General features: G+C 75.0%; 20 protein-coding genes. All 20 read left to right on the forward strand.

The window, feature by feature from the left end:
* The first annotated feature begins 2 nt into the window (after nucleotides 1-2).
* The 20 genes from OSB71_RS18860 (at nucleotide 3) to OSB71_RS18955 (ending at nucleotide 26396) form a co-directional block, all read left to right on the forward strand.
* The gene (locus OSB71_RS18860) at nucleotides 3-1319 is read left to right on the forward strand and encodes a nucleotide sugar dehydrogenase (protein ID WP_265949536.1); all 1317 of its coding nucleotides are present in this window, start codon (nucleotides 3-5) and stop codon (nucleotides 1317-1319) included.
* Nucleotides 1309-2574, forward strand: coding sequence for a glycosyltransferase family 4 protein (locus OSB71_RS18865; protein ID WP_265949537.1), 1266 nt, complete (start codon nucleotides 1309-1311; stop codon nucleotides 2572-2574). The genes OSB71_RS18860 and OSB71_RS18865 overlap by 11 nt, the downstream gene beginning before the upstream one ends.
* Nucleotides 2571-3956, forward strand: coding sequence for a GumC domain-containing protein (locus tag OSB71_RS18870; protein WP_265949539.1), 1386 nt, complete (start codon nucleotides 2571-2573; stop codon nucleotides 3954-3956). Before OSB71_RS18865 ends, OSB71_RS18870 begins: the two co-directional genes overlap by 4 nt.
* Nucleotides 3953-5473, forward strand: a complete 1521-nt coding sequence (locus tag OSB71_RS18875; RefSeq protein ID WP_265949541.1) for a Wzz/FepE/Etk N-terminal domain-containing protein — start codon at nucleotides 3953-3955, stop codon at nucleotides 5471-5473. Before OSB71_RS18870 ends, OSB71_RS18875 begins: the two co-directional genes overlap by 4 nt.
* Before the next feature lie 3 nt (nucleotides 5474-5476).
* The gene (asnB, locus tag OSB71_RS18880) at nucleotides 5477-7402 is read left to right on the forward strand and encodes an asparagine synthase (glutamine-hydrolyzing) (RefSeq protein WP_265949543.1); all 1926 of its coding nucleotides are present in this window, start codon (nucleotides 5477-5479) and stop codon (nucleotides 7400-7402) included.
* 34 nt (nucleotides 7403-7436) lie between these two features.
* Nucleotides 7437-9653, forward strand: a complete 2217-nt coding sequence (locus OSB71_RS18885) for a bi-domain-containing oxidoreductase (RefSeq protein ID WP_265949544.1) — start codon at nucleotides 7437-7439, stop codon at nucleotides 9651-9653.
* On the forward strand, nucleotides 9650-11602 hold the full coding sequence (locus OSB71_RS18890; RefSeq protein ID WP_265949546.1) for a heparinase II/III family protein: 1953 nt from the start codon (nucleotides 9650-9652) through the stop codon (nucleotides 11600-11602). The genes OSB71_RS18885 and OSB71_RS18890 overlap by 4 nt, the downstream gene beginning before the upstream one ends.
* Before the next feature lie 203 nt (nucleotides 11603-11805).
* Nucleotides 11806-13299, forward strand: coding sequence for a right-handed parallel beta-helix repeat-containing protein (locus OSB71_RS18895; protein WP_265949592.1), 1494 nt, complete (start codon nucleotides 11806-11808; stop codon nucleotides 13297-13299).
* 1 nt (nucleotide 13300) lies between these two features.
* Nucleotides 13301-14533 (forward strand): O-antigen ligase domain-containing protein, encoded by a 1233-nt coding sequence (locus OSB71_RS18900; RefSeq protein ID WP_265949547.1) that lies wholly within the window; start codon nucleotides 13301-13303, stop codon nucleotides 14531-14533.
* Nucleotides 14534-14535: 2 nt separating this feature from the next.
* Entirely contained in the window at nucleotides 14536-15810 is a 1275-nt protein-coding gene (locus tag OSB71_RS18905; protein WP_265949549.1) for a glycosyltransferase family 4 protein, read from the forward strand.
* Entirely contained in the window at nucleotides 15807-17051 is a 1245-nt protein-coding gene (locus OSB71_RS18910; RefSeq protein ID WP_265949551.1) for a class I SAM-dependent methyltransferase, read from the forward strand. The genes OSB71_RS18905 and OSB71_RS18910 overlap by 4 nt, the downstream gene beginning before the upstream one ends.
* Nucleotides 17048-17875: a glycosyltransferase family protein gene (locus OSB71_RS18915; protein WP_265949553.1), complete on the forward strand. Its 828-nt coding sequence runs from the start codon at nucleotides 17048-17050 to the stop codon at nucleotides 17873-17875. The genes OSB71_RS18910 and OSB71_RS18915 overlap by 4 nt, the downstream gene beginning before the upstream one ends.
* Nucleotides 17872-18519, forward strand: a complete 648-nt coding sequence (locus tag OSB71_RS18920; RefSeq protein WP_265949555.1) for a PIG-L deacetylase family protein — start codon at nucleotides 17872-17874, stop codon at nucleotides 18517-18519. The genes OSB71_RS18915 and OSB71_RS18920 overlap by 4 nt, the downstream gene beginning before the upstream one ends.
* Before the next feature lie 3 nt (nucleotides 18520-18522).
* Nucleotides 18523-19548, forward strand: coding sequence for an NAD-dependent epimerase/dehydratase family protein (locus OSB71_RS18925; protein ID WP_265949557.1), 1026 nt, complete (start codon nucleotides 18523-18525; stop codon nucleotides 19546-19548).
* Between the two features lie 17 nt (nucleotides 19549-19565).
* The gene (locus OSB71_RS18930; RefSeq protein WP_265949594.1) at nucleotides 19566-20876 is read left to right on the forward strand and encodes a DUF4910 domain-containing protein; all 1311 of its coding nucleotides are present in this window, start codon (nucleotides 19566-19568) and stop codon (nucleotides 20874-20876) included.
* Nucleotides 20877-20881: 5 nt separating this feature from the next.
* Complete coding sequence (locus OSB71_RS18935; RefSeq protein ID WP_265949596.1) at nucleotides 20882-22213, forward strand: MATE family efflux transporter; 1332 nt, start codon at nucleotides 20882-20884, stop codon at nucleotides 22211-22213.
* A gap of 7 nt (nucleotides 22214-22220) precedes the next feature.
* Nucleotides 22221-23168 (forward strand): glycosyltransferase family 2 protein, encoded by a 948-nt coding sequence (locus tag OSB71_RS18940; protein WP_265949558.1) that lies wholly within the window; start codon nucleotides 22221-22223, stop codon nucleotides 23166-23168.
* Nucleotides 23165-24421 carry a polysaccharide pyruvyl transferase family protein gene (locus tag OSB71_RS18945; protein WP_265949560.1) on the forward strand — a complete coding sequence of 419 codons (1257 nt, stop codon included), beginning with the start codon at nucleotides 23165-23167 and terminating at the stop codon, nucleotides 24419-24421. The genes OSB71_RS18940 and OSB71_RS18945 overlap by 4 nt, the downstream gene beginning before the upstream one ends.
* A gap of 11 nt (nucleotides 24422-24432) precedes the next feature.
* Nucleotides 24433-24984, forward strand: a complete 552-nt coding sequence (locus OSB71_RS18950) for a dTDP-4-dehydrorhamnose 3,5-epimerase family protein (protein ID WP_265949562.1) — start codon at nucleotides 24433-24435, stop codon at nucleotides 24982-24984.
* Nucleotides 24985-24992: 8 nt separating this feature from the next.
* Nucleotides 24993-26396: a glutamate-1-semialdehyde 2,1-aminomutase gene (locus OSB71_RS18955; protein ID WP_265949564.1), complete on the forward strand. Its 1404-nt coding sequence runs from the start codon at nucleotides 24993-24995 to the stop codon at nucleotides 26394-26396.
* Nucleotides 26397-26447 lie beyond the last annotated feature (51 nt).

Below are 26447 nucleotides of genomic sequence, written 5' to 3' on the forward strand. Positions count from 1 at the left end.
TCATGAGGGTCAGCGTCTTCGGGCTCGGCTACGTGGGCTGCGTGTCGGCCGCGTGCCTGGCCGCGATGGGCCACGAGGTCGTCGGGGTGGACGTGAACCAGGTGAAGGTCGACCTGGTCAACGACGGCAGGGCCCCGGTGGTCGAGGAGCGGATCGGCGAGCTCACCGCCGAGGGCGTGCGGACGGGGGCGTTACGCGCCACCGGCGACGTCCGCGAGGCGATCGCGGCCAGCGAGGTGTCGCTGGTCTGCGTGGGCACGCCGTCGCGGTCCAACGGCAGCCTGTGCACCACGTACCTGGAGCGGGTCACCGAGCAGATCGGCGCCGCGCTGGCCGAGCGGGGCGGGCGGCACACCGTGGTGTTCCGCAGCACCATGCTCCCGGGCACCTGTCTGAACCTGCTGGTGCCGATCCTGGAGAAGTACGTCGGCGGCACGGCCGGGGTGGACCTCGGGGTGGCGGTCAACCCGGAGTTCCTGCGCGAAGGCACGAGTGTGCGGGACTTCTTCGACCCGCCCAAGACCGTCATCGGCGAGCTCGACCCGGCGAGCGGCGACGCGGTGGCGGCGCTGTACGACGGCCTGCCCGGCGAGGTGTTCCGGGTGCCGGTCCCGACGGCCGAGGCGATCAAGTACGCGGACAACGCGTTCCACGGCCTCAAGATCGGCTTCGCGAACGAGCTGGGCGCGGTGTGCCGGGCGCTCGGGGTGGACTCGCACCAGGTGATGGACGTGTTCCTGGCCGACCGCAAGCTGAACATCAGCCCCGCCTACCTGCGGCCCGGCTTCGCCTTCGGCGGTTCGTGTCTGCCCAAGGACCTGCGCAGCCTGGTCCACGCGGCCCAGCGGGCGGACGTCTCGGTGCCCATCCTCGCCCACGTGCTGCCCTCCAACGCCGACCACCTGCAACGCGCGGTGGACCTGGTCGAGCGCACCGGCAAGCGCCGGGCGGGCCTGTTCGGGCTCTCCTTCAAACCCGGCACCGACGACCTCCGCGAGAGCCCGCTCGTCGAGCTGGCCGAGAGGCTCTTCGGCAAGGGGTACGACCTGCGGATCTACGACGCCAACGTGAGCCTGTCCCGGCTGCTCGGCGCGAACCGCGAGTACATCGAGACCCGGCTGCCGCACCTCGCGCAGCTTCTCGCGGACTCCGTCGAGGAGGTGCTGGAGCACGCCGAGGTGTGCCTGGTCGGAACCAGCGACCCGGCCGTGCTGTCGGCGCTGCCCCATGGCGGCCGTCCGCTGATCATCGACCTCGTCCGCCTTCCCGACGCCGAGGCGCGCCGGACAGAACCGGGGTACCTGGGCCTTGCTTGGTGACGCGACGAGCCGCGACCGGCCGCACCGGCGCGCGCTGATCCTGGTGGAGAACCTGTCGGTGCCCTTCGACCGGCGGGTGTGGCAGGAGTGCACGACGCTGCGCGACGCGGGCTGGGAGGTGCACGTCATCTGCCCCCGGGGAGGCAGGCGGGACACGGAGCCGGAGGCCGTGGTCGACGGTGTGCGGATCCACCGCTACCCCCTGCGCGCGGCCACCGGGGGCCCGGCCGGCTACCTGCGGGAGTACGGGGCGGCGTTGTGGCACACGTTCCGGCTGGCCCGGAAGGTCGGCCCGGTCGACGTGGTCCACGCCTGCAACCCGCCCGACCTGCTGTTCCTGCCGGCCCTGTGGCTGAAGCGGCGAGGGGCGCGCTTCGTCTTCGACCAGCACGACCTGGTGCCCGAGCTGTACCTCTCCCGCTTCGGCCGCGGCGAGGACCTGCTCCACCGCGCCGTGTGCGCGCTGGAGCGGCTCACCTACCGGGCCGCGGACGTGGTGCTCGCCACGAACGAGAGCTACCGGGACGTCGCGGTGCGCCGTGGCGGGCGGCGGCCGGCGGACGTCTTCGTGGTGCGCAGCGCCCCCGACGTCGACAGGTTCCGCCCCGTGCCGCCCGAGCCGCGGCTCAAGCGCGGCAAGCCGCACCTGCTGTGCTACCTCGGCGTCATGGGCCCGCAGGACGGCGTCGACTACGCCCTGCGGGCCCTGGCCAAGCTGCGCGACGAGCTCGGACGGACCGACTGGCACGCGGTGTTCGTCGGCGCCGGCGACACCTTCGAGGCGATGGTGGAGCTGTCCGGACGGCTCGGGCTCTCGGAGCGGGTGGAGTTCACCGGGCGCGTCCCGGACGCCGACCTGGTGCGCTACCTGTCCACCGCGGACGTGTGCCTCTCCCCCGACCCGCGCAATCCGCTCAACGACGTCTCGACCATGAACAAGGTCCTGGAGTACATGGTGATCGGCCGGCCGATCGTCTCGTTCGATCTCCGGGAGGCGCGGGTCTCCGCGGGTGACGCCGCCCTCTACGCGCCCGCGAACGACGAGGCGGAGTTCGCCAAGCTCATCGCGGTGCTGCTGGACGATCCGCGGCGGCGGGCCCGGATGGGCGAGATCGGCCGGCAGCGGGTGGGCGGGCCGCTTGCCTGGCGGAACTCGCAGGCGGCGCTGCTCGCGGCCTACGCCGCCGCCTGCCGAAAGCGCCCCCCGGTGTCGGGGAGCGGTCCGCACCGGGCGGGAAAGAGGCCGCGCCGTTGAGCGATGACCCGATACGCCTGGCCACGATCGGGCGGATCGTCCGTGGGCGCTGGCGGCTCCTGACGCTCCTCGCCGTGGTGGGCGCACTCGTCGGCTACGGCGCCTCCGCGCTGCTGCCGCCGCGCTACACGACGTCGGCTTCGGTACTGCTGCCGGGGGCGTGGGGGGAGCGCGAACTGCTGACCCAGGTGGCGATCGCGAACAGTTCGGTGGTGCTCGACCGCGCCGCCGCCACGCTCGGCCGGCCCGGCGTCGGCGGCGGCGAGCTGCGCGAGAGGGTGAGCGCCGAGGCCGCCGAGGGGAACATCATCGAGATCTCGGCCACGGCCGACACCCCCGAGCGCGCACAGCGACTCGCCGACCAGGTGGCCGAGCAGTTCGTCACGTTCGCCGGACAGACCACGGGCGCCGGCACCGATCCCGAGGCGGCGACGCGGCCCGAGGCCCTGGGGCGGCTGGTGGCGCAGACCAGCCGCCGCATCACCGAACTGGCCGACGCCACCGATCCGGGGCGGACGGTGGAGAGCGTGCAGACGCGCACCGAGCTCGCGAAGCTGCGTACCGCGCTGCAGGAGGCCGTCGACACGCTGGAGCGGGCCGACCCGGCCGCCGGCGAGGCCGACATGGTCGTCATGGGTCCGGCGGCCCGGCCGACCGGGGAGGCGCCGCCGACGAGGACGCAGCTCGTCGGCGCCGGGGCGCTGCTGTTCCTCGTGGTCGCGGTCATCGGCCATCTCACCGCCGCCCGGGCGGGCCGCCGACCGCGTACCGCGCCGGAGGTCGCCGCGGCCCTGGGCTCGGTGCCGCTGGGCAGCGTCGACGTCCCCGGTGAACGGCCCGCGCGCCAGGGGCGAGCCGGTGACCCGCGGGCCCGGCTCCGCCGGCTGCTGGGCGTGGACACCCGGTGGGACGTGCCGGCCCCGCGGCCGTCCGGCGACGAGGCGAGCAGGCGGGTCCGCTACCGGCGGCTGTGCGCCCGCCTCAGGGAGCGGCTGCCGGCCCCCCGGCGGCTGCTGGCCCTCGTCCCGGACGGCGACGAGACCGCCCGCCGGGCCGCCGCACGGCTCGTCGCCGAGGCCGGGGGCGATCCGCTGCTGCGGGTGGTGGGGGTGTCGGTGGCCCGGCCGGTCGTGCCGGACCGCGACGAGGAGTCCGGTGCCCTGGTCGTGCTCAGTGCGGGGAGCCGGACCACGGGAGAGCTCGCCGGCATCGCCGAGGCGTGCGCGGACGCCGGGCACGAGGTCGTGGGGGTCGTCCTCGCGGGCGCGGTCCGGGCCCGTCCACCGCGGTCCGCCGGCCGCTCGACGGCTGCCGCCGGGCCGACGGCTGCCGCCGGCCCGGCGCTCGCGGTCGGGGACGACGCGACGGGAGGTGCGAGGTGACGACGGGTACGACGCCGGAGCCGCCCGCCGCCGTTCCGCTGCTGGACCTCCAGGCCCTGGTCGTCGCGGTGCGCAGGCGGCGCCGGCTGTGGTGCGCCGCGGCGCTGCTGGGGCTGTTCGGCGGAGCGGCGGTGGCGGTCCTGCTGCCGCCGCCGCCGACCGCGGTGACCAAGGTCCTGGTCGCGCACCAGGGCGACCAGCCCAACGACCCCGGAACCCTGATCCGCACCGACGTCGCGCTGCTGCACACCACGCGGGTCGCCGGTGCGGCCCTGCGGTCCCTCGGCTCCGCGGAGAGACCGGCGGACTTCCTGCGGGAGTACGAGGGCGTCGGCCTGACCAACAACGTGCTGCAGATCACCGTGGCGGGCGACAGCGACGCGCAGGCGGTGGCCCGCGCCGGGGCGCTGGCCGACGCGTTCGTCGCCGACCACGTGCGGCGGGTGGAGGAAGCCGCGGCCGCCGACGCCAGGGCCCTGCTCGACCAGCGGAAGCGGGCGCAGGACGAACTCGCCCAGGTCAACGAGGCAATCGAGGAGGGCTCGCCGGAGAGCGGGCCGGGGGCGGCGGCGAACATGGAGTCGCTCTTCGCCCGCCGGGCCGAGCTCACCTCGCAGATCGCCGACTTCGGCCAGCGCGCCGCGGAGGCGCGCGTCGGCACGCCGCGGCTCGTCGCCGGCACCCAGATCGTGGACGGCCCCCGCGCGGTGCCGCACTCCCTGCCCGGGACCGCCGCCACCAACGCCGCGATCGGGCTCGTCCTCGGGCTCGTCCTGGGGCTCGCGGTGGCCGCGGTCGGCGCGGTGGTGGCGGACCGGCCCGTGCTGCGCCGGGACGTCGCGGCGCACCTCGGTACCTCGGTCGTCGCGGAGCTGCCCCGCGGGCCGGGCGGCCCGTGGCGGCGGCGCCGGACCCGGGCGGCGCGGGCACGGCTCGTCGCTTCCCTGGCCCGCACCGTGCGCGGCTCCGCGGAAGCGGTGTCGCTGCTGGAACTGGGCTGTGCGCGCACCACGGGCCTGCTCGCCCTGGACCTCGCCAGGGCACTGGCGGCACAGGGACCGGTGGTCGTCGTCGACGAACTGCCCGGCACACGACTCGCCGGCCGCCGCCCCAAGCCGGGCGACCCGCCCGTGGTCGGCGGCGAGCGTGCGGCCACCGGGCCGCGGCAGGGGCGCCGGCTCGGCGTCGGTTCGGTCTCGCCCGGCACGGCCTGGACCGACCTGCCCGGCCTCGGCACGCAGGCGGTGCTCGTCGTGCGCGCCGGCCACGGCAGCGCCGCGTGGCTGCACACCGTGGCGCGGCAGCTCGCGGAGCAGCGCGTCGGGGTGCTCGGCGCGGTGCTGATCGACCCCGATCCGGGTGACCGGACCGACGGCACGCTGTGGGACGCGCACCGCACCGCACCGCGCGGCCCGGCCGAGCGGACGGCCCGGCGCAACGGGGCGGGCCGGCACCGCACGGAGCGGCCGCCGGTGTGCGCGGCGGGGGTTCCGGACGGCAACCAGGAGGCACGGTAGGACATGTGTGGCATCGCGGGCACGTACCGATGGCCGGACGGGAAGGCCGTGACCGACCGGCTCACCGACACCCTCGCCCACCGCGGCCCGGACGGGGCGGGCCGCTACGGCCACCGGCTCGGTGACGGCGAAGTGCACCTCGGGCACCGCCGGCTGGCCGTCGTGGACCTGTCCGGGACCGGCGCCCAGCCGATGGTCTCCGGCGGCCTCGCCCTCACGTACAACGGCGAGCTGTACAACGCGCCCGAGCTGCGGGCCGAGCTGGCGGCCACCGGGGTGCGCTTCCGCGGCACCTCCGACACCGAGGTGCTGCTGGAGGCCTGGCGGCGCTGGGGCACGGACTGCCTGCCCCGGCTGCGCGGCATGTTCGCCTTCGGGATCTTCGACGAGCGCACCGGTGACCTGGTGCTCGCCCGCGACCAGCTCGGCGTCAAGCCGCTGTTCCTGCTCCGGCGCGGCGCGGGTGTGGTGTTCGCCTCCGAGCTGAAGGCGCTCGCCGCCGTCACCGGTGGGTCGCTGCGGGTGGACCACGCGGCGCTGGTCGCCTCGCTGCTGTACTACTGGGTGCCGGACTCGCGGTGCGCGTTCCGCGAGGCGGAGAAGCTGCCGCCGGGAAGCTGGCTGCGGTGCCGGCCCGACGGCCGGGTGCAGCGCGGCCGGTTCTGGCACCTCCGGGACGTCGCCGCCGAGGGCCGCGAGCGCGCCCGGAGCGGCGAGCTGCCGGACGTCGCCGCCGTCGTCGAGGAGTCGACCCGGCGCCACCTGCTGTCCGACGTGCCCGTGGCGACGTTCCTCTCCGGCGGACTGGACTCCAGCTACCTGACCGCGCTGGCGGCCCGCGACCGTCCCGGGATCTCCGCTTACACGATCGGGTTCCGCGCCGCGGACGCCCGGTTCGAGGCGATGCCGGACGACCTGCGCTACGCCCGGCGGGTGGCCGAGCGCTTCGGCGTCGACCTGCACGAGATCGAGATCGCTCCGGACGTGCTCGACCTGCTGCCGCGGATGACGTACCACCTGGACGAGCCGATCGGCGACCCCGCGGCGATCAACACGTTCCTGATCTGCTCGGCCGCCCGGGAGGCCGGGGTCAAGGTGATGCTCTCGGGGATGGGGGCCGACGAGCTGTTCGCCGGGTACCGCAAGCACCTGGCCAACCTGATGGCGCTGCGCTACCAGCGCGTCCCGCGGCCCCTGCGCCGGGGCCTGTCCGCGGCCGTGGACCGGCTGCCGGTCGCCACGGCCCGCCGGGGATACCGGTCGGTGCGCTTCGCGAAGCGGTTCCTGTCCTTCGCCGAGCTGCCGGAGGAGACCGCCTTCCGGCGCAGCTACACCCTGTACGACCGGGAGGAGCTGCTCGCCCTGGTCGATCCGGACCTGGCAGGGACGGTCGAGGACGTGCTGACCGAGCACGCGGACACCTACCACGACAACGAGCTCGACGACTTCGTCAACCGCATGTGCCTGGGCGACGCCCGGATGTTCCTGCCGGGCCTGAACCTGGCGTACACGGACCGGTCGAGCATGGCCGCGTCGACCGAGGTGCGGGTGCCGTACGTGGACGTCGAGGTGGTCAGGGCCGCGTTCGCCGTGCCCGGTGACCGCAAGGTCGTCGGACGGCAGGGCAAGGCCGTGCTCAAGGAGGCGGCCGGCTCGGTCCTGCCCCCGGAGATCGTGCACCGTCCCAAGGGCCTGTTCAGCGCCCCGCTGCGCGCCTGGATGAGCCGCGACCTGGCGCCGCTGGTGCGCGAGGTGGTCCACGACGGCGCGCTCGTCCGTTCCGGCCTCCTGCGCCGCGACGCGCTGGCGCGGCTCGTCGCCGAGGACGCCGCCGGGCACCGGGACTTCTCGAAGCACCTGTGGCACGTGCTGACCCTCGAGTACTGGTATCGCGGCGCGACCGCCGGGACCGGCCAGAACACCCCTTGACGACGTTGACGACGCAGAGACAAGAGGACTTCGGGTGAAACAGGTTGTGCAGAACTACAAGAGCGGCGAGCTGGCGCTGCTCGACGTGCCGGTGCCGGGGTGCAAGCCGGGCGGTGTGCTGGTCCGCAGCGCCTACTCGCTGATATCCACCGGAACCGAGCTGATGAAGGTGTCCGAGGCCGGCATGTCGATGCTGGGCAAGGCCCGGTCCCGGCCGGACCAGGTGGCCAAGGTCGCGCAGAGCGTGGCCACGAACGGGATGGCCGCCACCTACCGCAAGGTGGTCGGCCGGCTGGACTCCTACACGCCGCTGGGCTACTCGCTGTGCGGGGTCGTCGAGCGGGTCGGTGACGGGGTCGACGACGTGGCGGTCGGTGACCTCGTGGCCTGCGCCGGCAACGAGCACGCGCTGCACGCCGAGCTGAACTGGGTGCCGAAGAACCTCTACGCCCGGGTGCCGGACGGCCTCGCACCACGGCACGCGGCCTTCGGCACCGTCGGGTCGATCGCGCTGCAGGGCGTCCGCCGCGGTGAGCCGCAGCTCGGCGACGTGGCGCTGGTCATCGGTCTCGGGCTGATCGGGCAGCTCGTGGTGCAACTGCTGGCCGCCTCGGGGGCACGCGTCGTCGGGGTCGACCCCGACGGAGCGCGCTGCCGGCTCGCCGAGCGGCTGGGCGCGGCGGCCTGCGGCGATCCCGCCTCCGCGACCGTGGCGGACTCCGTCGCCGAACTCACCGGCGGTCACGGCGTGGACCAGGTGTACCTGGCCGCGGGCGGCGGCAGCAACCAGCCCGTGGAGCTGGCCGCCCGGCTGAGCCGGGACCGCGGCCGGGTCGTCGACATCGGCAAGTGCCGCCTGGACCTGCCGTGGAACGCGTACTACGAGAAGGAGCTCGACGTCCGGTTCTCCCGCTCCTACGGCCCCGGGCGCTACGACCCGGAGTACGAGATCGAGGGGCGCGACTACCCGATCGGCTACGTGCGCTGGACCGAGCGCCGCAACCTGGCGTGTTTCCTCGACCTCGCGGCCCGCGGCCGTGTCGACGTGGAGCCGCTGGTGTCCCACACGGCCGACTTCGGGGACGCCGTCGAGACGTACCAGCGCCTGAAGGACGGCGATCTGCGGGCCGTGGCCGTGCTGTTCCGGTACCCCGGACGCGCGGGGGAAGCGGAGGTGGCGGAGGGGACGGGGAACGCGAAGGAGGAGGCGGAGGAGGCGGCGGTGGCCGTGCCGGCGGTGCGGCGCGGCGGCGCTTCCGCCCCGGCCCGGCCCGCGGGGGCGACGCTGCGGCTGGCGTTCGCCGGCGCGGGGAACTACGCGACGTCGATGCTGCTGCCGCACCTGGCTCGGCGCGACGGCGTCGAGTTGTCCACGGTCGTCACCACCACGGCGCTGTCCGCGGCCAACGCGCGGCGGAAGTTCGGCTTCGCCGAGGCGACCACCGATCTGGACGCCGTGCTCGACGACCCGTCCGTCGACGCGGTGTTCGTCGTCACCCGCCACAGCTCGCACGCCGAGCTGACCCGCAGGGCGCTGCTGGCCGGCAAGGCGGTGTTCGTGGAGAAGCCGCTGGCACTCACCGAGGAGGAGCTGGCCGGGGTGCTCGCGGCGGTGGAGAAGTCCGGCAACGACCGACTGCAGGTCGGCTTCAACCGCCGGTTCGCGCCGCTGCTGCGGGAGGCCAGGCGGCGGTTCGGCGCCCGGAGGGGGCCGGCGAGCGTCCGCTACCTGGTCAACGCGGGCAGGCTGGAGCACGGGAGCTGGTACCTCCGGCGGGGCACCGAGGGCTCGCGGTTCGCCGGCGAGGGCGGCCACTTCATCGACACGGCGAGCTGGCTGCTGGGAGCCGACCCCGCCTCGGTGTACGCGGTCACCACGTCCGGCGACGAGGACCTCCAGGTGGTGCTGCGCTACCCGGACGGGTCCACCGCCACCGTCAGCTACGTCACCACCGGCCCGGCCGGCTTCCCCAAGGAGACGCTGGACCTGGTCGCCGACGGCCGCGCGCTGCGGCTCGACGACTTCGTCCGCGCCTCGGTGTACGGGCGCCGGCGGTGGGTCAGCTCCCGGCTGCCCAGGGCGCGGGACAAGGGCCAGCGCGCCGAGCTGGACGCCTTCGTGCACGCCGTGCGGACGGGCGGGCCGATGCCGGTGCCGCTGGAGTCGCTGGTCGCCACCACGGCGGCCACCCTCGCCGTGCGGACCAGCCTGGTCACCGGCGCGCCCGTGACGCTGGCGAGGGCGCGATGACCGTGCGCGCGGGGAGTGCGGGCTGGTACCTGCGGCGGCTGTCCCGGATGGGACCGCGCGAGGTCGGCGGCCGGGTGGGCGACGCGGTGCGCAGACGGCGGTGGCGGTCGGCGCGGCCCGGCTGCCCGAGCGTGACCGGCGCCCGGTTCACCGCGGCACTGCCGGCCGGGACGCTCGACTCGGTACCGCCCAAGGCCGCGCGACGCCTGGTCGCCGAGGCGGACCGGCTGATGGCCGGGCACGCCGAGTACTTCGGGGTGGCCCGCGACGACCTGGTCGACCCCGACTGGTGGTACGACCCGAAGACCGGGCGCCGGGCCCCGGGCGGCTACGCCTTCGACGTGCCGTACCGGAACGAGGACGCGGTCGGGGACGTCAAGCAGATCTGGGAGCTGTCCCGGCACCAGTACCTCACCGTGCTCGCCGCCGCCTACGCGCTCACCGGCGAGGAGCGGTACGCCGAGCGGGTGGCCGGTCACCTGCGGTCGTGGTGGGCGGCCAACGCGCCGCTGCACGGCGTGCACTGGACCAGCGGCATCGAGCTGGGCATCCGGCTGCTGTCGTGGGTGTGGGTCCGCCGGCTGCTCGACGGCTGGCCGGGCGCGGCCGGGCTGTTCGAGGACAACCCGGTGGCGCTCGGCCAGATCTGGCACCACCAGCGCTGGCTGGCCGCCTTCCCCAGTCGGGGGTCGTCGGCCAACAACCACGTCGTCGCCGAGGCCGCCGGGCAGGTGGCCGCGTCCTGCGCGTTCGGCTGGTTCCCCTCCTCGGCGCGCTGGCGAGCCGACGCGCTGCGGTCGCTGGAGCGGCACCTGCACGGCAACACCTTCGGTTCCGGCCTCAACCGGGAGCTCGCCACCGAGTACCACGCGCTGGTGCTGGAGCTCGGCCTGGCCGCGGTGGCCGAGGCGGACGCCGCCGCCGTTCCGGTCCCCGCCCCGGTCCGGCTCGTGCTGCTGCGGATGACCGACGCGCTCGCGGCCATCGTGGACGGCCGGCTGCGCCCGCCGCGCCAGGGGGACGCGGACGACGGGCACGGCCTGGTCGTGGACGGCGCGGGCACCGACCGCTGGGCCTCGCTGCTGGCCACCGGGGACGCCCTGTTCGGGCGGCTCCCCTGGTGGCCCGCGGTGACCGGCACCGACGTGCGCACCCCGCTGCTGACCGCGCTCGTCCGGCCCGGCGCACCGGCCGCGCCCCGCCCGGCGCGCCGGCCGGCCCACTTCGCCGACGCGGGCATGACCATCCTGCGGGGCGGGACGGAGATCTGGTGCCGCTGCGACGGCGGTCCGCACGGGTTCCTGTCCATCGCCGCGCACGCGCACGCCGACGCGCTGTCCGTGGAGGTGCGGCACGACGGGGTGGACGTGCTCGCCGACCCGGGGACGTTCTGCTACCACGGGCAGCCCGAGTGGCGGCGGTACTTCCGCTCCACCCTCGGCCACAACACCCTGGAGGTGGACGGCGCCGACCAGTCCGTCTCCGGCGGCCCGTTCCTGTGGACCCGGCACGCCCGCAGCCGCGTCCTGGTCGCGGACCCGTCCGAGGAGGGGGTGTCCCGCTGGTGCGCCGAGCACGACGGCTACCGGGGCTCCGTGCACCGCCGCCGGGTGGAGCTGGCGGCCGCGCGCCGGGAGCTGCGGGTGGTCGACGAGGTGCGCGGTCCGCGCCGGGCGGTGCGGCTGGCGTTCCACCTCGGCCCGGCGATCACCGCGGACCTGGTGGGGAACCGGGCGGTGCTCGCCTGGAGCCGGGACGGCGCGGACCGCTCCGCGGCGCTCGACCTGCCCGGACGGCTGACCTGGCGGGCGCACCGCGGCGAGAGCGACCCGCCGCTGGGCTGGTACTCCGCCGGCTTCGGGCGCAGGGAGCCCGCCACGACGCTGGTCGGCACCGGCTTCGCCGACGGCGCCGAGGCGTTCACCACCGTGCTCGGGTTCCGCGGTTGAGGGGGGCGGCGATGGGTCTGCGGGGCGGCGGGAGAGGCGTGTGGCGCGGGCTCCGGGCGGGCCGGACCACGGCGCCGGACCCGGGTGCGCCCGGAGCGTCGGCCGGTGCGGCGGGAACGCGTGCCGGGCGGCGCGGCGCCGTGCGGGCCCGGCACGAGCCCGTGCGGGAGGGTCGCGCGGGCGCCGGGTGGCGGCGCTGGACGGTGCCGGCGGCGCCGCTCGCGCTGGCCCTGCTGGCCGCGACCGGCTGCGAGCGCGCACCGGACGCCCGGGCGAAGCCGTCCGCCGCGCCCCCCACGTCCGTGGCACGGGTGTGCGCCGAGCCCGCGGCCGGGCCGGCGAAGGCCCCGGCGGGCGCGGTGACCGTCGACCCCGCGGTGGCCGGCGACCTGGCCGCGAAGACCCGGAACAGCCCCCCGCACACCACGTTCTGGCTGCGACCGGGCCGGCACACGCTCCGGCCGGGCCGGTACGCCCAGGTCGTCCCCAAGGAGGGGAACAGCTACCTCGCCGCCCCGGGCGCCGTGCTCGACGGGCGCGGGACCAACCAGTACGCGTTCGGCGGCACCGCCCGCGACGTCGCCATCCGCCACCTGACGGTGCAGAACTTCGTCGCGCCGCACGACGAGGGCGTGGTCAACCACGACTCGGCCGACGGCTGGGTGATCGAGCACGCGACGATCCAGGACAACTCCGGCGCCGGACTGATGGCCGGGTCCGGCCAGCGGGTCCGCGCGAGCTGCCTGCGCGGCAACGGCCAGTACGGCATGAACGCGTACAAGGCCGCCGGCCGCCTCGGCGACCTGGTGGTCGAGGGCAACGAGATCACCGGCAACAACACCGGCGACTGGGAGCGGCGGCGACCGGGCTGCGGCTGCACCGGCGGGGTCAAGTTCTGGGCCGTCGACGGCGCCGACGTGCGCGGCAACTGGGTGCACGACAACCGCGGACCCGGGTTGTGGGCGGACACCAACAACAACGACTTCCGCATCGAGGGCAACGGGCTGGAGGCCAACGACGGTGCCGCGCTGATCTACGAGACCAGCTACAACGCGGTCATCCGGGAGAACACGATCCGGCGGAACAACTGGGTGGAGGGCCGCCGGCACGCCGAGCGCGGCGACACCTTCCCGTTCGGAACCGTCTACCTCTCCGAGTCCGGTGGCGAACCACGGGTCCGGGCCCGCACGGACGAGATCGAGGTCTACGGGAACGTGCTGGAGGACAACTGGTCCGGGATCACCCTCTGGGAGAACGCCGACCGGTTCTGCAACAGCCCGGCCAACACCTCCTCCGGAGTCTGCACGCTGCTGGTCGAGGACACCGACCGCTGCGCCCAGCCGGCGATCGCCACCGCGCCGCTGTACGCCGACTGCCGGTGGAAGACCCAGCGGGTGGACATCCACGACAACCGCTTCGTGCTGGACAAGTCCGTCGTCGGCTGCACGGTCAGGTGCGACCGCATGGCGCTGCTGGCCAACTACGGAACCTACCCGCACTGGTCGCCGTACCGGGGCGAGCGGGTGGCCGAGGCGATCACCCGCGAGCAGCACAACCGCTGGCGCGACAACGTCTACCTCGGGCCGTGGAAGTTCGTCGCGCACGACCCGAGCCGGGTCCTGGACTTCGGGCAGTGGCGCGACGCGCCGTACCGGCAGGACGCGGGCAGCACCTTCCGCGCACCGGGCGGTGGTTGAGATGGGCGCGCGCCACACGTCGCGGATCGTGGCGGCGGCCTGGGGGCTGCTGGTCCTCAACACGCTCGGCTCCGCCGGTGCCGAGACCATCGTCCCGCTGCCCCGCTCCGTCATCCAGATGGTCACAATGGGCGCGCTGGGCGTGGCGTTCGCGCTGGCCCTGGCCGTCAACCCCCGCGTGCGCGTACGGGCCAGCGCCTACCTGTTCCTGCTCACCCTGCTGCTGGTGCCGAGCGTGCTCTCCAGCGCGGGCCTGGAGTCCGGGTTCGGCGCGCTGTTCCGCTGCGCCAGGCTGGCTCTCTTCGTCGGCACGCTGTGGCTCCTCAGCCGCTGGTGGGACGGCGGCCTGGCCTTCGTCCGGCACCACGTACGGATGTACTGCGCGGTCCTCGGGTCGGTGGCCGCCGGCGCGCTCCTCTCACCGGGCGCCGCCATGCCCGAGCTGTACGGCGGGCGGCTGGTCGGTGCGTTGTGGCCGCTGACACCCCCGCAGATCGGACAGTACGCGGCGGTGGTCATCGGGCTCGCCGTGCTGCTCGCGCTCGGCCGCCGGACCGACCGGGGCAGCGCGGCGGTGGTCATCGTGCCGGCCGCGGTCCTGCTCGCGATGACCCACACCCGAACGGCCACCCTCGGCCTGCTCCTCGGGCTGGCGTTGGCGATCGGCTCGCTCGTCCTGACCAGCGCCGCCGCCCGCCGGTTCTTCGCGTGGGCGGTGCTGTGCGCCGCCGTGGCCGCGGTGGGGTTCGGCTCCGCGCTCCAGGCGTGGTTCCTGCGCGGGCAGAGCCAGGAGAACTTCACCAGCCTCACCGGCCGGGCCAAGGTCTGGGACGCCCTGCTGGCAGCGCCCCGGACGACCACCGAGTACCTGTTCGGCGCGGGGCTGGGCGACAAGTCGTTCGGCGGACTGCCGATCGACAACAGCTGGCTGGCCGTCTACCACGAGCAGGGTGTCACCGGCGTCGTCCTGGTGGCGGCGGTCGTCGTCGTGCTCGGCGGCGTCGCGCTGCTGCGGCCCCCCTCGCTGTCGAGGGCCTGCGCGCTCTTCCTGATCACCTACTGCGCGATCGCGTCGTACACCGAGGCCGGGCTGGGCGACGCGTCGCCGTACCTGCTGCATCTGGCCGTGGCCGCCTCGCTGCTGGCCGCCCCGGCCCCGGCCGCTCCGCCCGCGGCGTCCGATGTTCCCCGACCGTCCGTCCCGCGACGGACCCGCAGACCGGAGGTGGTCTGAACGTGCACGTCCTCGTGGTGCACAACCGCTACGCCTCGGCGCAGCCGAGCGGGGAGAACAGGGTCGTCGACCGGGAGACGGCACTGCTGCGCGAGGCCGGCCACCGGGTCGACCTGTTCGAGCGGCGCAGCGACGACATCGCCGCCCGCTCCCTGCCGGGCAAGGCCGCGGTGCCGCTGCTGGTGCCGTGGAACCCGGCGGTCCGCGCGGAACTGGCCGCCCGGCTGCGCGCACGGCGGCCGGACGTGGTGCACGTCCACAACGTCTTCCCGCTCCTGTCACCGTCGGTGCTGGCCGCCTGTGCCGACGCCGGCGTGCCCGCCGTCGCCACGCTGCACAACTACGCCCAGGTCTGCCCGCCCGGCACGCTGTGGCGGGACGGCCGGCCGTGCACGGAGTGCGTCGGGTCCGCGCCGCTGCCCGCCGTCCGGCACGGCTGCTACCGCGGCTCCCGGCTGGCGACGGTGCCGCTGGCGGTCAGCCTGTCGGTCAACCGGCGGCGGTGGTGGTCCGGCGTGGAGCGGTTCTTCTGCATCTCCGCGGCCCAGCGCGACGTCCTGGTGCGGGCCGGCATGCCGGCCGAGCGGCTGGTGGTCAAGCACAACGTCGTGCCCGACCCGGACGTCCGCCGCACGGGCGGCGGCGAGCACCTGCTCTACCTCGGCCGGCTCGCGGAGGCCAAGGGCGTGCGGCTCCTCATGGCCGCGTGGGACGAGATCGCCGCCGGCGGCGGTGTCGGCGTGCCGCTCGTGGTCGCCGGCGCGGGGCCGCTCCAGCGGGAGGTGGCCGCCTGGGCCGCGGGCCGGGACGACGTGCGGTACGCCGGCCTGTACGACGCGGCGGAGAGCCGGCGGGCCATCGCGCGGTCGGTCGCCGTGGTGGCCCCCTCCACGTGGTGGGAGGCGTTCGGCCTGGTGGTCGTGGAGGCGATGGCGGCCGGGGTTCCGGTCGTCGCCGCGGGTCACGGCGCCTTCGTCGAACTCGTCGAGGACGGGGTGACCGGGCTGCTGCACCGGCCGGGCGAGTCCGCCTCGCTCGCGCGGTGCCTGCGCCGGATCACGGCCGGGCCGGCCCGCAACCGGGAGATGGGCCAGGCGGCCCGGCACCGCTACGAGCGGGACTTCGGCCCGGCCGTCGCGCTGGAGCGCCTGGTGGACGGGTACCGCACCGCGATCGCGGGTCGGTCCGGCGGCGGGGACGGCCCGCCGCCGGAAGGGGACGAGAGCACTGGCTCGCGGCGGGGACACCCGCCCGAGCGGAATGGGGGCTTCAGATGACACGATGCCGGCTCTGCGGCTCGGCGGCGCTGGCGAGCGTCGTCGACCTGGGGGCGACCCCGCCGTGTGAGAGCTTTCTCGCCGCGGACGAACTGGACCGGCCGGAGCCGGCGTACCCGCTGCACCTGCGGGTCTGCACCGACTGCTGGCTCGCGCAGCTCCCTCCGCTGATCACACCGGAGGAGACGTTCACGCAGTACGCGTACTTCTCCTCCTACTCGACCTCCTGGGTGGAGCACGCCCGCACGTTCGTCGCCGACACCGTACGGCGGCTGGGCCTGGGGCCCGAGGAGAAGGAGGCCTTCGTGGTCGAGGTCGCGAGCAACGACGGGTACCTGCTGAGACACCTGGTGGACCGCGGCATCCGGTGCCTGGGCATCGAGCCCTCGGTGAACGTCGGCGCCGCGGCGCGGGAGGCGGGCGTGCCCACGCTCACCCGGTTCCTGGACCCGGCCACCGGCGCGGCCGTCCGCGCCGAGCACGGCCCGGCGGACCTGGTGGTGGCCAACAACGTGTACGCGCACATCCCCGACGTGGTCGGCTTCACCCGGGGGCTGCGCGCCCTGGTCGCCGACGACGGCTGGGTGTCGATCGAGGTGCAGCACCTGCTGACGCTGATCGAGGAGAACCAGTACGACACGATCTACCACGAGCACTTCCAGTACTACACGGTCGCGTCCGCGAGCCGGGCGCTGGCGAGCGGCGGCCTCGCGCTCGTGGACGTCGAACTGCTGCCCACGCACGGCGGTTCCATCCGGCTGTGGGCCCGGCCCGCCGGGGTGGCCGGCGAGCCCACGCGGCGGGTGGCCGACGTGCTGGACCGGGAGAAGGCGGCCGGGCTGCGGGAGCTGACCGGGTACACCGAGTTCTCCGCCCGGGTGGCCAAGGTGCGCCGGGACCTGCTGCGGTTCCTCGTCGACGCGGCCGAGCGCGGCGAGACGGTCGTCGGCTACGGCGCCCCGGGCAAGGGCAACACCCTGCTCAACCACTGCGGCATCCGGCCCGACCTGCTCCCGTACACGGTCGACCGCAACCCCTACAAGCACGGCAGGTTCACCCCCGGCACCCGGGTGCCGATCCTGCCGCCCGAGCGGATCGCCGCCGACAGGCCGGACTACGTCCTCGTCCTGCCGTGGAACCTGCGGGCCGAGCTGGTCGAGCAGCTCTCCTTCGTGCACGCCTGGGGCGGGCGGCTGGTCTTTCCCATACCGGAACTGAGCATTGTCGAGGTCAAGCCATGAAGGTCGTACTGTTCTGCGGCGGCTACGGGATGCGCATGCGCAACGGGGCGTCCGACGACGTGCCCAAGCCGATGGCGATGGTCGGCCCGCGGCCGCTGCTGTGGCACGTCATGCGCTACTACGCGCACTTCGGGCACACGGAGTTCATCCTGTGCCTGGGGTACGGGGCCCACCACATCAAGAACTTCTTCCTCGACTACGAGGAGACGACGTCCAACGACTTCGTGCTGCGCGGCGGGCGGGCGGAGCCGCTGTCCACCGACATCGCCTCCTGGACGATCACGTTCGTGCAGACCGGCATCGAGTCCCCGATCGGGGAGCGGCTGCGCCGGGTGCGGCACCACCTGGACGGCGACGAGATGTTCCTCGCCAACTACGCCGACGTGCTCACCGACGCCCCGCTGCCGCAGATGATCGACCGGTTCGCCCGGCGCGACGCCGGTGCGTCGATGCTGGTGGTGCCCCCGCAGTCCTCGTTCCACTGCGTGGACCTGGGTGACGACGGCCTGGTGGGGGGCATCACCGCGGTGAGCGAGCTGCCGCTGTGGGAGAACGGCGGCTACTTCGTGCTCCGCCAGGAGATCTTCGACCACATCCCGGAGAACGGCGACCTGGTCACCGACGGCTGCGCCGCCCTGGCCAAGCGCGGCCGGCTGGTGGCGCACCAGCACCGCGGATTCTGGAAGCCGACGGACACCGTGAAGGAGCGGGCCGCGCTCGACGACGCCTACGCCCGCGGCGACCGCCCGTGGGCGCTGTGGGAACGGGACGGCGCGGGAGCGGGCGCGACCGGTGGCGGGGGCGGCTTGGGAGTCGGGGCGTGATCCGGCTCGGAACCGGGCGCCTGAACCGTGTCGTCGCGGTGGGCGCGCACTGCGACGACATCGCCATCGGCGCCGGCGGCACCCTGCTGACGCTGTGCCGCGCGCGGCCGGGCGTCCGCGTCGACGCGCTGGTGCTCTCCGGCGGTGGCGGCGAGCGGGAGCGGGAGGAGCGGGCCGCGCTCGCCGCCTTCTGCCCGGGCGCCGAGCTGCGGCTGACCGTGCTCAGGCTGCCGGACGGCCGGCTGCCGGCGCACTGGGGCGAGGCCAAGGCCGCGGTCGAGGAGCTGCGCGCGCGCACCGAGCCGGACGTCGTCCTCGCCCCGCGCACCGACGACGCGCACCAGGACCACCGCGGCCTCGCGGAACTGGTGCCCACCGCGTTCCGCGACCACCTCGTGCTCGGCTACGAGATCGTCAAGTGGGACGGCGACCTCGGCCGCCCGGCGGCGTACCAGCCGCTGTCGCCGGAGACCGCCGAGCGGAAGGTGCGGCTGCTGCAGGAGCACTACCCCTCGCAGCGGCACCGCCCCTGGTACGACCGGGAGGCCTTCCTCGGGCTGGCCCGAATCCGCGGCATCGAAAGCCACGCGCGCTACGCCGAGGCGTTCGCCGTCACCAAACTCACTCTCGACCTGGGGGAATGACCCGTGCGCGTACTGCTGACCGGACACCAGGGCTACCTGGGCACCGTGCTGGCCCCCGTGCTGGCGGCCGCCGGGCACGAGGTCGTCGGGCTGGACGCCGGCCTGTTCGCCGACTGCGTGCTGGGCCCGCCGCCCGCGGACCCGCCGGGGTGGCGGGTGGACCTGCGCGACGTCACGGCCGAACACCTGGCCGGGGTGGACGCCGTGATCCACCTGGCCGCCCTGTCCAACGACCCGCTGGGCGCGCTGGCGCCGGAGCTGACCTACGCCATCAACCACCACGCGTCGGTGCGGCTGGCCCGGCTGGCCCGCGACGCCGGGGTGCGGCGCTTCCTGTACGCGTCGACCTGCTCCGTCTACGGAGCCACCGGCGGAGCCGACCTGGTGACCGAGGACGCCCCGCTGCGCCCGGTGACGCCGTACGCGGAGTCCAAGGTGCGCGTGGAGGACGACCTGCACGCGCTGAGCGACGGCGACTTCAGCCCGGTGTACCTGCGCAACGCCACCGCCTTCGGCCACTCCCCCAGGCTGCGCGCCGACATCGTGCTGAACAACCTGGTGGGCCACGCCCTGCTGTCGGGCGAGGTGCTGGTGCTCTCCGACGGCACGCCCTGGCGCCCGCTGGTGCACGCCGCCGACATCGCCCGGGCCTTCGCGGCGGCGCTTGTCGCGCCGCGGGAAGCGGTGCACGACCGGGCGTTCAACATCGGCAGCGAGGTCAACAACGTCACCGTCGCCGAGATCGCCGGGCAGGTCGCCGAGGCGGTGCCCGGCTCGCGGGTGGTGATCACCGGGGAGACCGGGGCCGATCCGCGCTCCTACCGGGTGGACTTCTCCCGGTTCCGCGCCGCGGTGCCCGGCTTCGCGTGCGGGTGGACCGTCAAGGACGGCGCCCTCGAACTCGCCGACGCCTACCGCGAACACGCGCTGACCCGGGAGGACTTCGAGCGGCGCTTCACCCGGCTGGCCGTGCTGCGCGCGGCGTCCGGGGCGGGCCACGTCGACGACACCCTGCGGCGGCGCCGGTGACCGCGGCGGGCGAGGAGATGTACGCGCTGGTGGAGCGGTTGTTCCCGCTGTGCCGGAGCATCACCGGGGACGGCGTGCGCGCCACCTTGGACATCGTCGGCGAGTACCTCCCGCTGCGGGTCCACGAGGTGCCGACCGGGACGCGGGTGCTGGACTGGACGGTGCCGCAGGAGTGGAACATCCGGGACGCCTACGTCGCCGACGCCGCCGGCAACCGGGTCGTCGACTTCGCCGCGTCCAGTCTGCACGTGCTGGGCTACAGCGTGCCGGTGTCGGCGACCATGCCGCTGGCCGAGCTGCGCGAGCACCTGTACACCCTGCCGGACCACCCGTCCTGGGTGCCGTACCGCACCAGCTACTACGAGCCCCGGTGGGGGTTCTGTCTGGCCCAGGAGACCCTGGACGCGCTGCCGGACGGCGAGTACGAGGTGCGCGTGGACTCCACGCTCGCCGACGGCCACCTCACCTACGCCGAGCACGTGGTGCCCGGGCAGGTCGCCGACGAGGTGCTCGTCTCGGCCCACGTCTGCCACCCGTCGCTGGCCAACGACAACCTGGCCGGCATCGCGGTGGCGACGTTCCTGGCCCGGGAGCTGGCGCAGCGCACTCCCTGGTACACCTACCGGTTCCTGTTCGCGCCCGGCACGATCGGGGCGATCACCTGGCTGGCCCGCAACACCGAGCGGGTGACCCCCGGCCCGGAAGGGCCGCCCGGCCGCGGCCCGGCGCGGGAGCCGGGGGCCGTGGGGAGGGTCAGGCACGGACTGGTGCTGGCCTGCGCCGGCGACCGGGGCCGGCTGACGTACAAGGAGAGCAGGCGCGGTGACGCGGAGATCGACCGGGTGATGCGGCACGCGCTCGCCGCCTCCGGCCGCCCGCACGGCGTCACCGGGTTCACCCCGTACGGCTACGACGAACGGCAGTTCTGCTCCCCCGGGTTCGACCTCGGCGTCGGCTCGCTCAGCCGGACCCCGTACGCCGGCTACCCCGAGTACCACACCTCGGCGGACAACCTGGACCTCGTCACCCCGGAGGCGATGGCGGACACGCTCGCCCTCTGCCGCGAGGCGTTCTCCGTGCTGGACCGCAACCGGCGGTACGTCAACCTCAGCCCCTACGGCGAGCCGCAGCTCGGCCGGCGCGGGCTGTACGACTCGCTGGGCGGCCGCAGCGACGCGCGGCAGGCGCAACTGGCCCTGCTCTGGGTGCTCAGCCTCTCCGACGGCGAGCACGACCTGCTGGACGTCGCCGAACGGTCCGGGCTGCCCTTCGACGCCGTCGCCGCCGCGGCCGACGCCCTGCACGGCGCCGGGCTGATCGGGGCGTGACGCCGATGGCCACCGAGGGGAGGAGCGGGGCGGGGCCGCGGGCCCCGGCCGGGCACGCCCGGAAGGCCGCCAAGCGGGCCGTGGTGGGCCGGCTGTCGTGGGGACTGGCCGACCAGGCGGCCTCCAGCATGACCAACTTCGCGGTGGGGATCTTCGTGGCCCGCTCGCTCGGGCTGGCCGCGTTCGGCGTGTTCAGCCTGGCCTGGGTGACCTACGGCGTGGTGCTCAGCGTCTCCCGCGGACTGGCCACCGACCCGCTCGTGGTGCGCTTCAGCGGCGTGCCGGACGCGTCCTGGCGCGGGGCGGTGGCCCGGTCGTCGGGCACCGCGCTCGGTGTGGGCACCGCCGTCGGCGCGGCGTGCCTGGGGGTCGGGGCGTTTCTCGGCGGTCACGTGGGGCCCGCGTTCGCCTGCCTCGGCGCCATGCTGCCGGCGCTGCTGCTCCAGGACGCCTGGCGGTACGCGTTCTTCGCCGCCGGCACGGGGCGCAAGGCGTTCGTCAACGACCTCGTGTGGGGCGTCGCCCTCGTCCCGGCCATGGTGGTGGCGGCCCACGTGGGCAGCGTGTCCGCTTTCGTGCTCGCCTGGGGCGGGTCCGCCGCGGTGGCCGCGGTGTACGGCTGCTTCCAGTCCGGTATCCGGCCCCGCGTCGCGGGAGCGCGCGCCTGGGTGCGCGAGCACCGCGACCTCGGCTACCGGTACCTGCTGGAGAACACGTGCGTCAGCGGCGCGAGCCAGTTGCGGGCGTACGGGCTCGGCGCGATCGTCGGGGTCGGCGCGGTCGGTGTGATCCGCGGCGCCGAGCTGCTGCTCGGCCCGTTCCTGGCCGTGCTGATGGGGCTGTCGCTGGTCACCGTCGCGGAGGCCGCCCGGGTGCTGCGGCGGGCCCCGCACCGGCTGGGCACGTTCTGCCTGCTGCTGGGCGGTGCGCAGGCCGCCGCCGCGCTGCTGTGGGGCGCGGCGCTGCTGCTGGTGCCCGACGGGCTCGGCGAGCTCGTGCTCGGCACCGTCTGGCACGCCGCCTCGGAGCTGATCGTGCCGGCCACGCTCGGCGTCGCGGGCGCCGGCCTCGGCACCGGCGCGGCGGCCGGGCTGCGCGCGCTCGGCGCGGCCCGGCGCAGCCTGCGCTGCCAGGTGTTCGCCTCCGCCTGCTACGTCGGCGCCGGGCTCGGCGGGGCGGCCGTGGCCGGCACGGTCGGCTCCGCCTGGGGCGTCGCCGCCGCGACCGTCGGCGGCTCGGCCGTGTGGTGGCTGCACCTGCGGTCCGCCCTGCGCGAGCGCCACCACCCCTCCGTCCGGTCCGTCCGGTCCGTCCGGGAAGTTCCATCCGCGAAGTGAGGACGTCATGACCACCCACCCCCGGCTGAGCATCGGCCTGCCCGTGTACAACGGCGAGGAGTATCTCGCCGAGGCGCTCGACGCCCTGCTCGGCCAGACCTACGAGGACTTCGAGCTGGTCGTCTCCGACAACGCCTCGACCGACGGGACCCGGGACATCTGCCGCCGGTACGCCGCGCGGGACTCGCGCGTCCGGTACCTCCGGCTGCCCCGGAACATCGGCGCCGCGCCGAACCACAACCACGTGTTCACCCAGTGCCGCGGCGAGCTGTTCAAGTGGGCCTCGCACGACGACCTGTACGCCCGGGACCTGCTGGAGCGCTGCGTCCAGGCGCTGGACGAACGGCCGGAGGTGATCCTCGCGCACAGCGGCCAGGCCGTCGTCGACGGCGACGGCCGGGTGAAGGTCCCCTACGCGTACGGGCTCGCCACCGACTCGCCGCACGCGCCGGAGCGCTTCCGCAGCCTGCTGTTCGAGCCCGGCGGCGACGACTTCTACGGGGTGATGCGGGCCGACGTGCTGCGCCGGGTCAAGCCGCACGACAGCTACCACCACGCGGACCGCACGTTCGTCGCCGAGATCACCCTGCACGGGCCCTTCCACCAGGTGCCGGAGCTGCTGTACTTCCGCCGCGACCACCCCGCCCGCGCCGAGCGGGCGAACCCGGGCAAGCGCTCGCGGTGCGTCAACCTGGACCCGCGCCGGGCGGGTCCGCTGCACCCGACGCCCCGGCTGCTGGCCGAGTACGTCTGGGGCTTCGTCGCGGCGGTCCGGCGCGCGCCGCTGTCCCCGGCCGACCGGCGCGCGTGCTACCGCCACCTGGGCGCGTGGCTGGCCAGCCGGGCGCGGCCGGGCGCCGGCGAGCGGGTCGAGGACCGCCCCCCGGTCGACCCGGACCGGCTCGACGTCTCCGTCGACGCCCTCGTCGCCGGCCGTGAGGGGCGGCGGGCATGACGCCCGCGCGCCAGGCCCCGGTGCGCGTGGGGGTCTTTGGCCTGCTCGGCTCCGGCAACCTCGGCAACGACGGCTCGCTCGAAGCCGTCCTGGGCCATCTGCGGCGCCGGCACCCGGAGGCGTCCGTGGACGCGCTGTGCGGCGGCCCCGAGGTCGTCGCGGCCCGGTACGGCGTCCCCGCGACGCGGCTGCACTGGTACCGCGGTGAGTACCGGACCGCCTCTGGTGCGGGCGCGATCGCGGCGAAGGGGGTGGGCAAACTCGTCGACGCCGTCCGCACCGCCGCCTGGGTGCGCCGGCACGACGTGGTGATCGTGCCGGGCATGGGCGTGCTGGAGGCCACGCTGCCGCTGCGGCCGTGGGGCTTCCCGTACGCGCTGTTCCTGCTCTGCGCGGCCGGCCGGCTGTTCGGCACCCGGGTCGCGCTGGTCAGCGTCGGCGCCGCCCCGATCGGCAACCGGGCGACCCGCGCCCTGGTGCGCTGGTCGGCGCGGCTGGCCACGTACCGGTCGTACCGGGACGCCCCGTCGCGCGACGCGATGCGGGCGATGGGTGTGGACACCGCGCGCGACGAGGTCTACCCGGACCTCGCGTTCGCCCTGCCGGCACCCCCGGCGAGCGTGCCCCCGGGCCCGCCGGGCCACGTCTGTCTCGGCGTCATGGCCTTCCACGGCGGCGACGACGACCGGGACCGGGCCGAGGAGATCCACCGGCGCTACCTCGACGGCACGACCCGCTTCGTCCGCGCGCTGGTCGCGGACGGCAGGCCGGTCCGGCTGCTCACCGGCGACGAGGCCGACGCGCCGGTGGTCGCCGCGATCCTGGCCGCGGTGGACTCCCCGCTGGTCACGGCCGCCGAGGCGGACTCGCTGACGGACCTGATGGCGGAGATGGCGACCGCCGAGGCCGTGGTGGCGACCCGATACCACAACCTGGTGTGCGCGCTGAAGGTCGGCACGCCGACGCTCGCGCTCAGCTACGCGGCCAAGAGCGACGCGCTCATGGCCCGGATGGGTCTGGGGGCGTACTGCCACCCGGCGCGCGACGTGGACGCCGACCGGCTGCTCGAACAGTTCCGGGCGCTGGAGCGCGGATCGGCGCAACTGCGGCGCACCCTCACCGAGCGGAACCTGCTCGCCGCCCGCGGCCTGGAACGGCAGTTCACCGCCTTGTCGGCGTCCCTGTTCCCGTCCGGCGGCCACACCCACACCCACGCCTCCACCCAAGCCCACGCCGTGCGGGAGACTCCATGAACGCTTCGGGTATGCAAGCCACCGAGGTCCCGGCGATCGCCGGCGCGTACCTGTTCGCACCCACGCCGTACGCCGACGAACGCGGCTTCTTCTGCCGCACCTTCGACGCCGACGTGCTCCGCTCGGTGGGCCTGGACCCGGGCGCCTTCGTGCAGGACAGCCTGTCCCGCTCGGCCCGCGGCGTGCTGCGCGGCCTGCACCTGCGTTCCGGCGCCGGCGAGGCCAAGCTGGTGCGGTGCTCGTACGGGAGGATCTTCGACGTCGTCGTGGACCTGCGGAGGCACTCGCCGACGTTCCGCGGCCGGGCCTTCTTCGAGCTGTCCGACGAGACGCAGGTGACCCTGTACGTCCCGGCGGGGTGCGCGCACGGCTTCCAGGCCCTGACCGAGCCCGCCGACGTCTCGTACCGGATCGACCGCCCGCACGATCCGGCCGAGGACGTGACGATCGCCTTCGACGACCCGGAGCTCGCCGTTCCCTGGCCGCTGCCGGTCACATCGACGTCCCAGCGGGACCGGCGGGCGCCGCGCCTCGCCGACGTCCTGCGGCGAGAGGGGAGCTGAGGGTCGGCATGAACACCGAAGACGCCGGAGCCGCCGAAGACGCCGGAGCCGCCGAAGACGCCGCGCCCACCGGAGCCGAAGGGGCCGGAGTCGCCGAAGGGCTTCTCCTGCCCCGGTCGCGGGCCGCGAACGAGCGGCTCCACGCCCTGGTCCCCGGCGGCGCGCACACCTACGCCAAGGGCGACGACCAGTACCCCGAGAACCTGGCACCGGTCATCAGCCACGGCCGCGGGGCCCACGTGTGGGACGTCGACGGGAACCGCTACGTCGAGTACGGCTCCGGGCTGCGGTCGGTCAGCCTCGGCCACGCCCACCCCCGGGTGACCGAGGCGGTGCGTCGGGAGCTCGGCCGCGGCAGCAACTTCGTCCGGCCGTCCGTCGTGGAACTGCACGCGGCGGAACGCTTCCTGGCCACGGTGCCGACGGCCGAGATGGTGAAGTTCGCGAAGAACGGCTCCGACGCGACCACCGCCGCGGTGCGCCTCGCCCGCGCCGCCACCGGTCGGCCGCGGGTGGCGCTCTGCGCCGACCACCCGTTCTTCTCCACCGACGACTGGTTCATCGGCACCACCCCGATGTCCGCCGGAGTCCCCGCGGCGACCACCGGGCTCACCGTGACGTTCCCCTACGGGGACCTGGCCGCCACCGAGGAGCTGCTCACCCGCCACCGGGGCGAGGTCGCCTGCCTGATCCTCGAACCCGCCACCCACACCGAACCGCCGCCCGGGTACCTCACCGGCCTGCGCGCGCTGGCCGACCGGCACGGCTGCGTCCTGGTCTTCGACGAGATGATCACCGGCCTGCGCTGGTCCGAGGCGGGGGCCCAGGGCCTGTACGGCGTCGTCCCCGACCTCTCCACCTTCGGCAAGGCCCTGGGCAACGGGTTCGCCGTCTCCGCGCTGGCCGGGCGCCGCGACCTGATGGAGCGGGGCGGGCTGCGCCACTCCGGCGACCGGGTGTTCCTGCTGTCCACCACGCACGGCGCGGAGACGCACGCGCTGGCGGCGGCGATGGCCGTGCTGACCACCTACGTCGAAGAGGGCGTCACCGCGCGGCTGCACGCCCTCGGCGAGCGGCTGGCCGCCGGCGTCCGCGAGGCCGCGGCCGCCACGGGCGTCGGCGACCACCTGCTCGTCCGGGGCCGGGCCAGCAACCTCGTCTTCGCCACCCTCGACGAGCACGGGCGGCCCTCCCAGGAGTACCGCACCCTCTTTCTGCGCCGGCTCCTCGCGGGCGGGGTGCTGGCCCCGTCGTTCGTCGTGAGCAGCGCGCTCGACGACGCCGACATCGAGCACACCGTCGACGTCGTGGCCCAGGCGTGTGCGGTGTACCGGAAGGCCCTGGACGCCGCCGACCCCACTCCCTGGCTGGCCGGCCGGCCGGTGCGGCCCGTGTTCCGGCGCCGGGCGTGAGGAGCGTCAGCAAAGCCTTCACCGGCCGCCCCGACCACCGGAGCGACCGGC

It is taken from the genome of Streptomyces marinisediminis (assembly GCF_026262575.1).
GTDB lineage: Bacteria > Actinomycetota > Actinomycetes > Streptomycetales > Streptomycetaceae > Streptomyces > Streptomyces marinisediminis.

Coding starts and splice junctions, on each gene's coding strand:
- OSB71_RS18940 (WP_265949558.1), top strand. CDS start 22,221: ATGACCACCCACCCCCGGCTGAGCATCGGCCTGCCCGTGTACAACGGC.
- OSB71_RS18935 (WP_265949596.1), top strand. CDS start 20,882: ATGGCCACCGAGGGGAGGAGCGGGGCGGGGCCGCGGGCCCCGGCCGGG.
- OSB71_RS18900 (WP_265949547.1), top strand. CDS start 13,301: ATGGGCGCGCGCCACACGTCGCGGATCGTGGCGGCGGCCTGGGGGCTG.
- asnB (WP_265949543.1), top strand. CDS start 5,477: ATGTGTGGCATCGCGGGCACGTACCGATGGCCGGACGGGAAGGCCGTG.
- OSB71_RS18945 (WP_265949560.1), top strand. CDS start 23,165: ATGACGCCCGCGCGCCAGGCCCCGGTGCGCGTGGGGGTCTTTGGCCTG.
- OSB71_RS18910 (WP_265949551.1), top strand. CDS start 15,807: ATGACACGATGCCGGCTCTGCGGCTCGGCGGCGCTGGCGAGCGTCGTC.
- OSB71_RS18915 (WP_265949553.1), top strand. CDS start 17,048: ATGAAGGTCGTACTGTTCTGCGGCGGCTACGGGATGCGCATGCGCAAC.
- OSB71_RS18860 (WP_265949536.1), top strand. CDS start 3: ATGAGGGTCAGCGTCTTCGGGCTCGGCTACGTGGGCTGCGTGTCGGCC.
- OSB71_RS18930 (WP_265949594.1), top strand. CDS start 19,566: ATGTACGCGCTGGTGGAGCGGTTGTTCCCGCTGTGCCGGAGCATCACC.
- OSB71_RS18955 (WP_265949564.1), top strand. CDS start 24,993: ATGAACACCGAAGACGCCGGAGCCGCCGAAGACGCCGGAGCCGCCGAA.
- OSB71_RS18890 (WP_265949546.1), top strand. CDS start 9,650: ATGACCGTGCGCGCGGGGAGTGCGGGCTGGTACCTGCGGCGGCTGTCC.
- OSB71_RS18950 (WP_265949562.1), top strand. CDS start 24,433: ATGCAAGCCACCGAGGTCCCGGCGATCGCCGGCGCGTACCTGTTCGCA.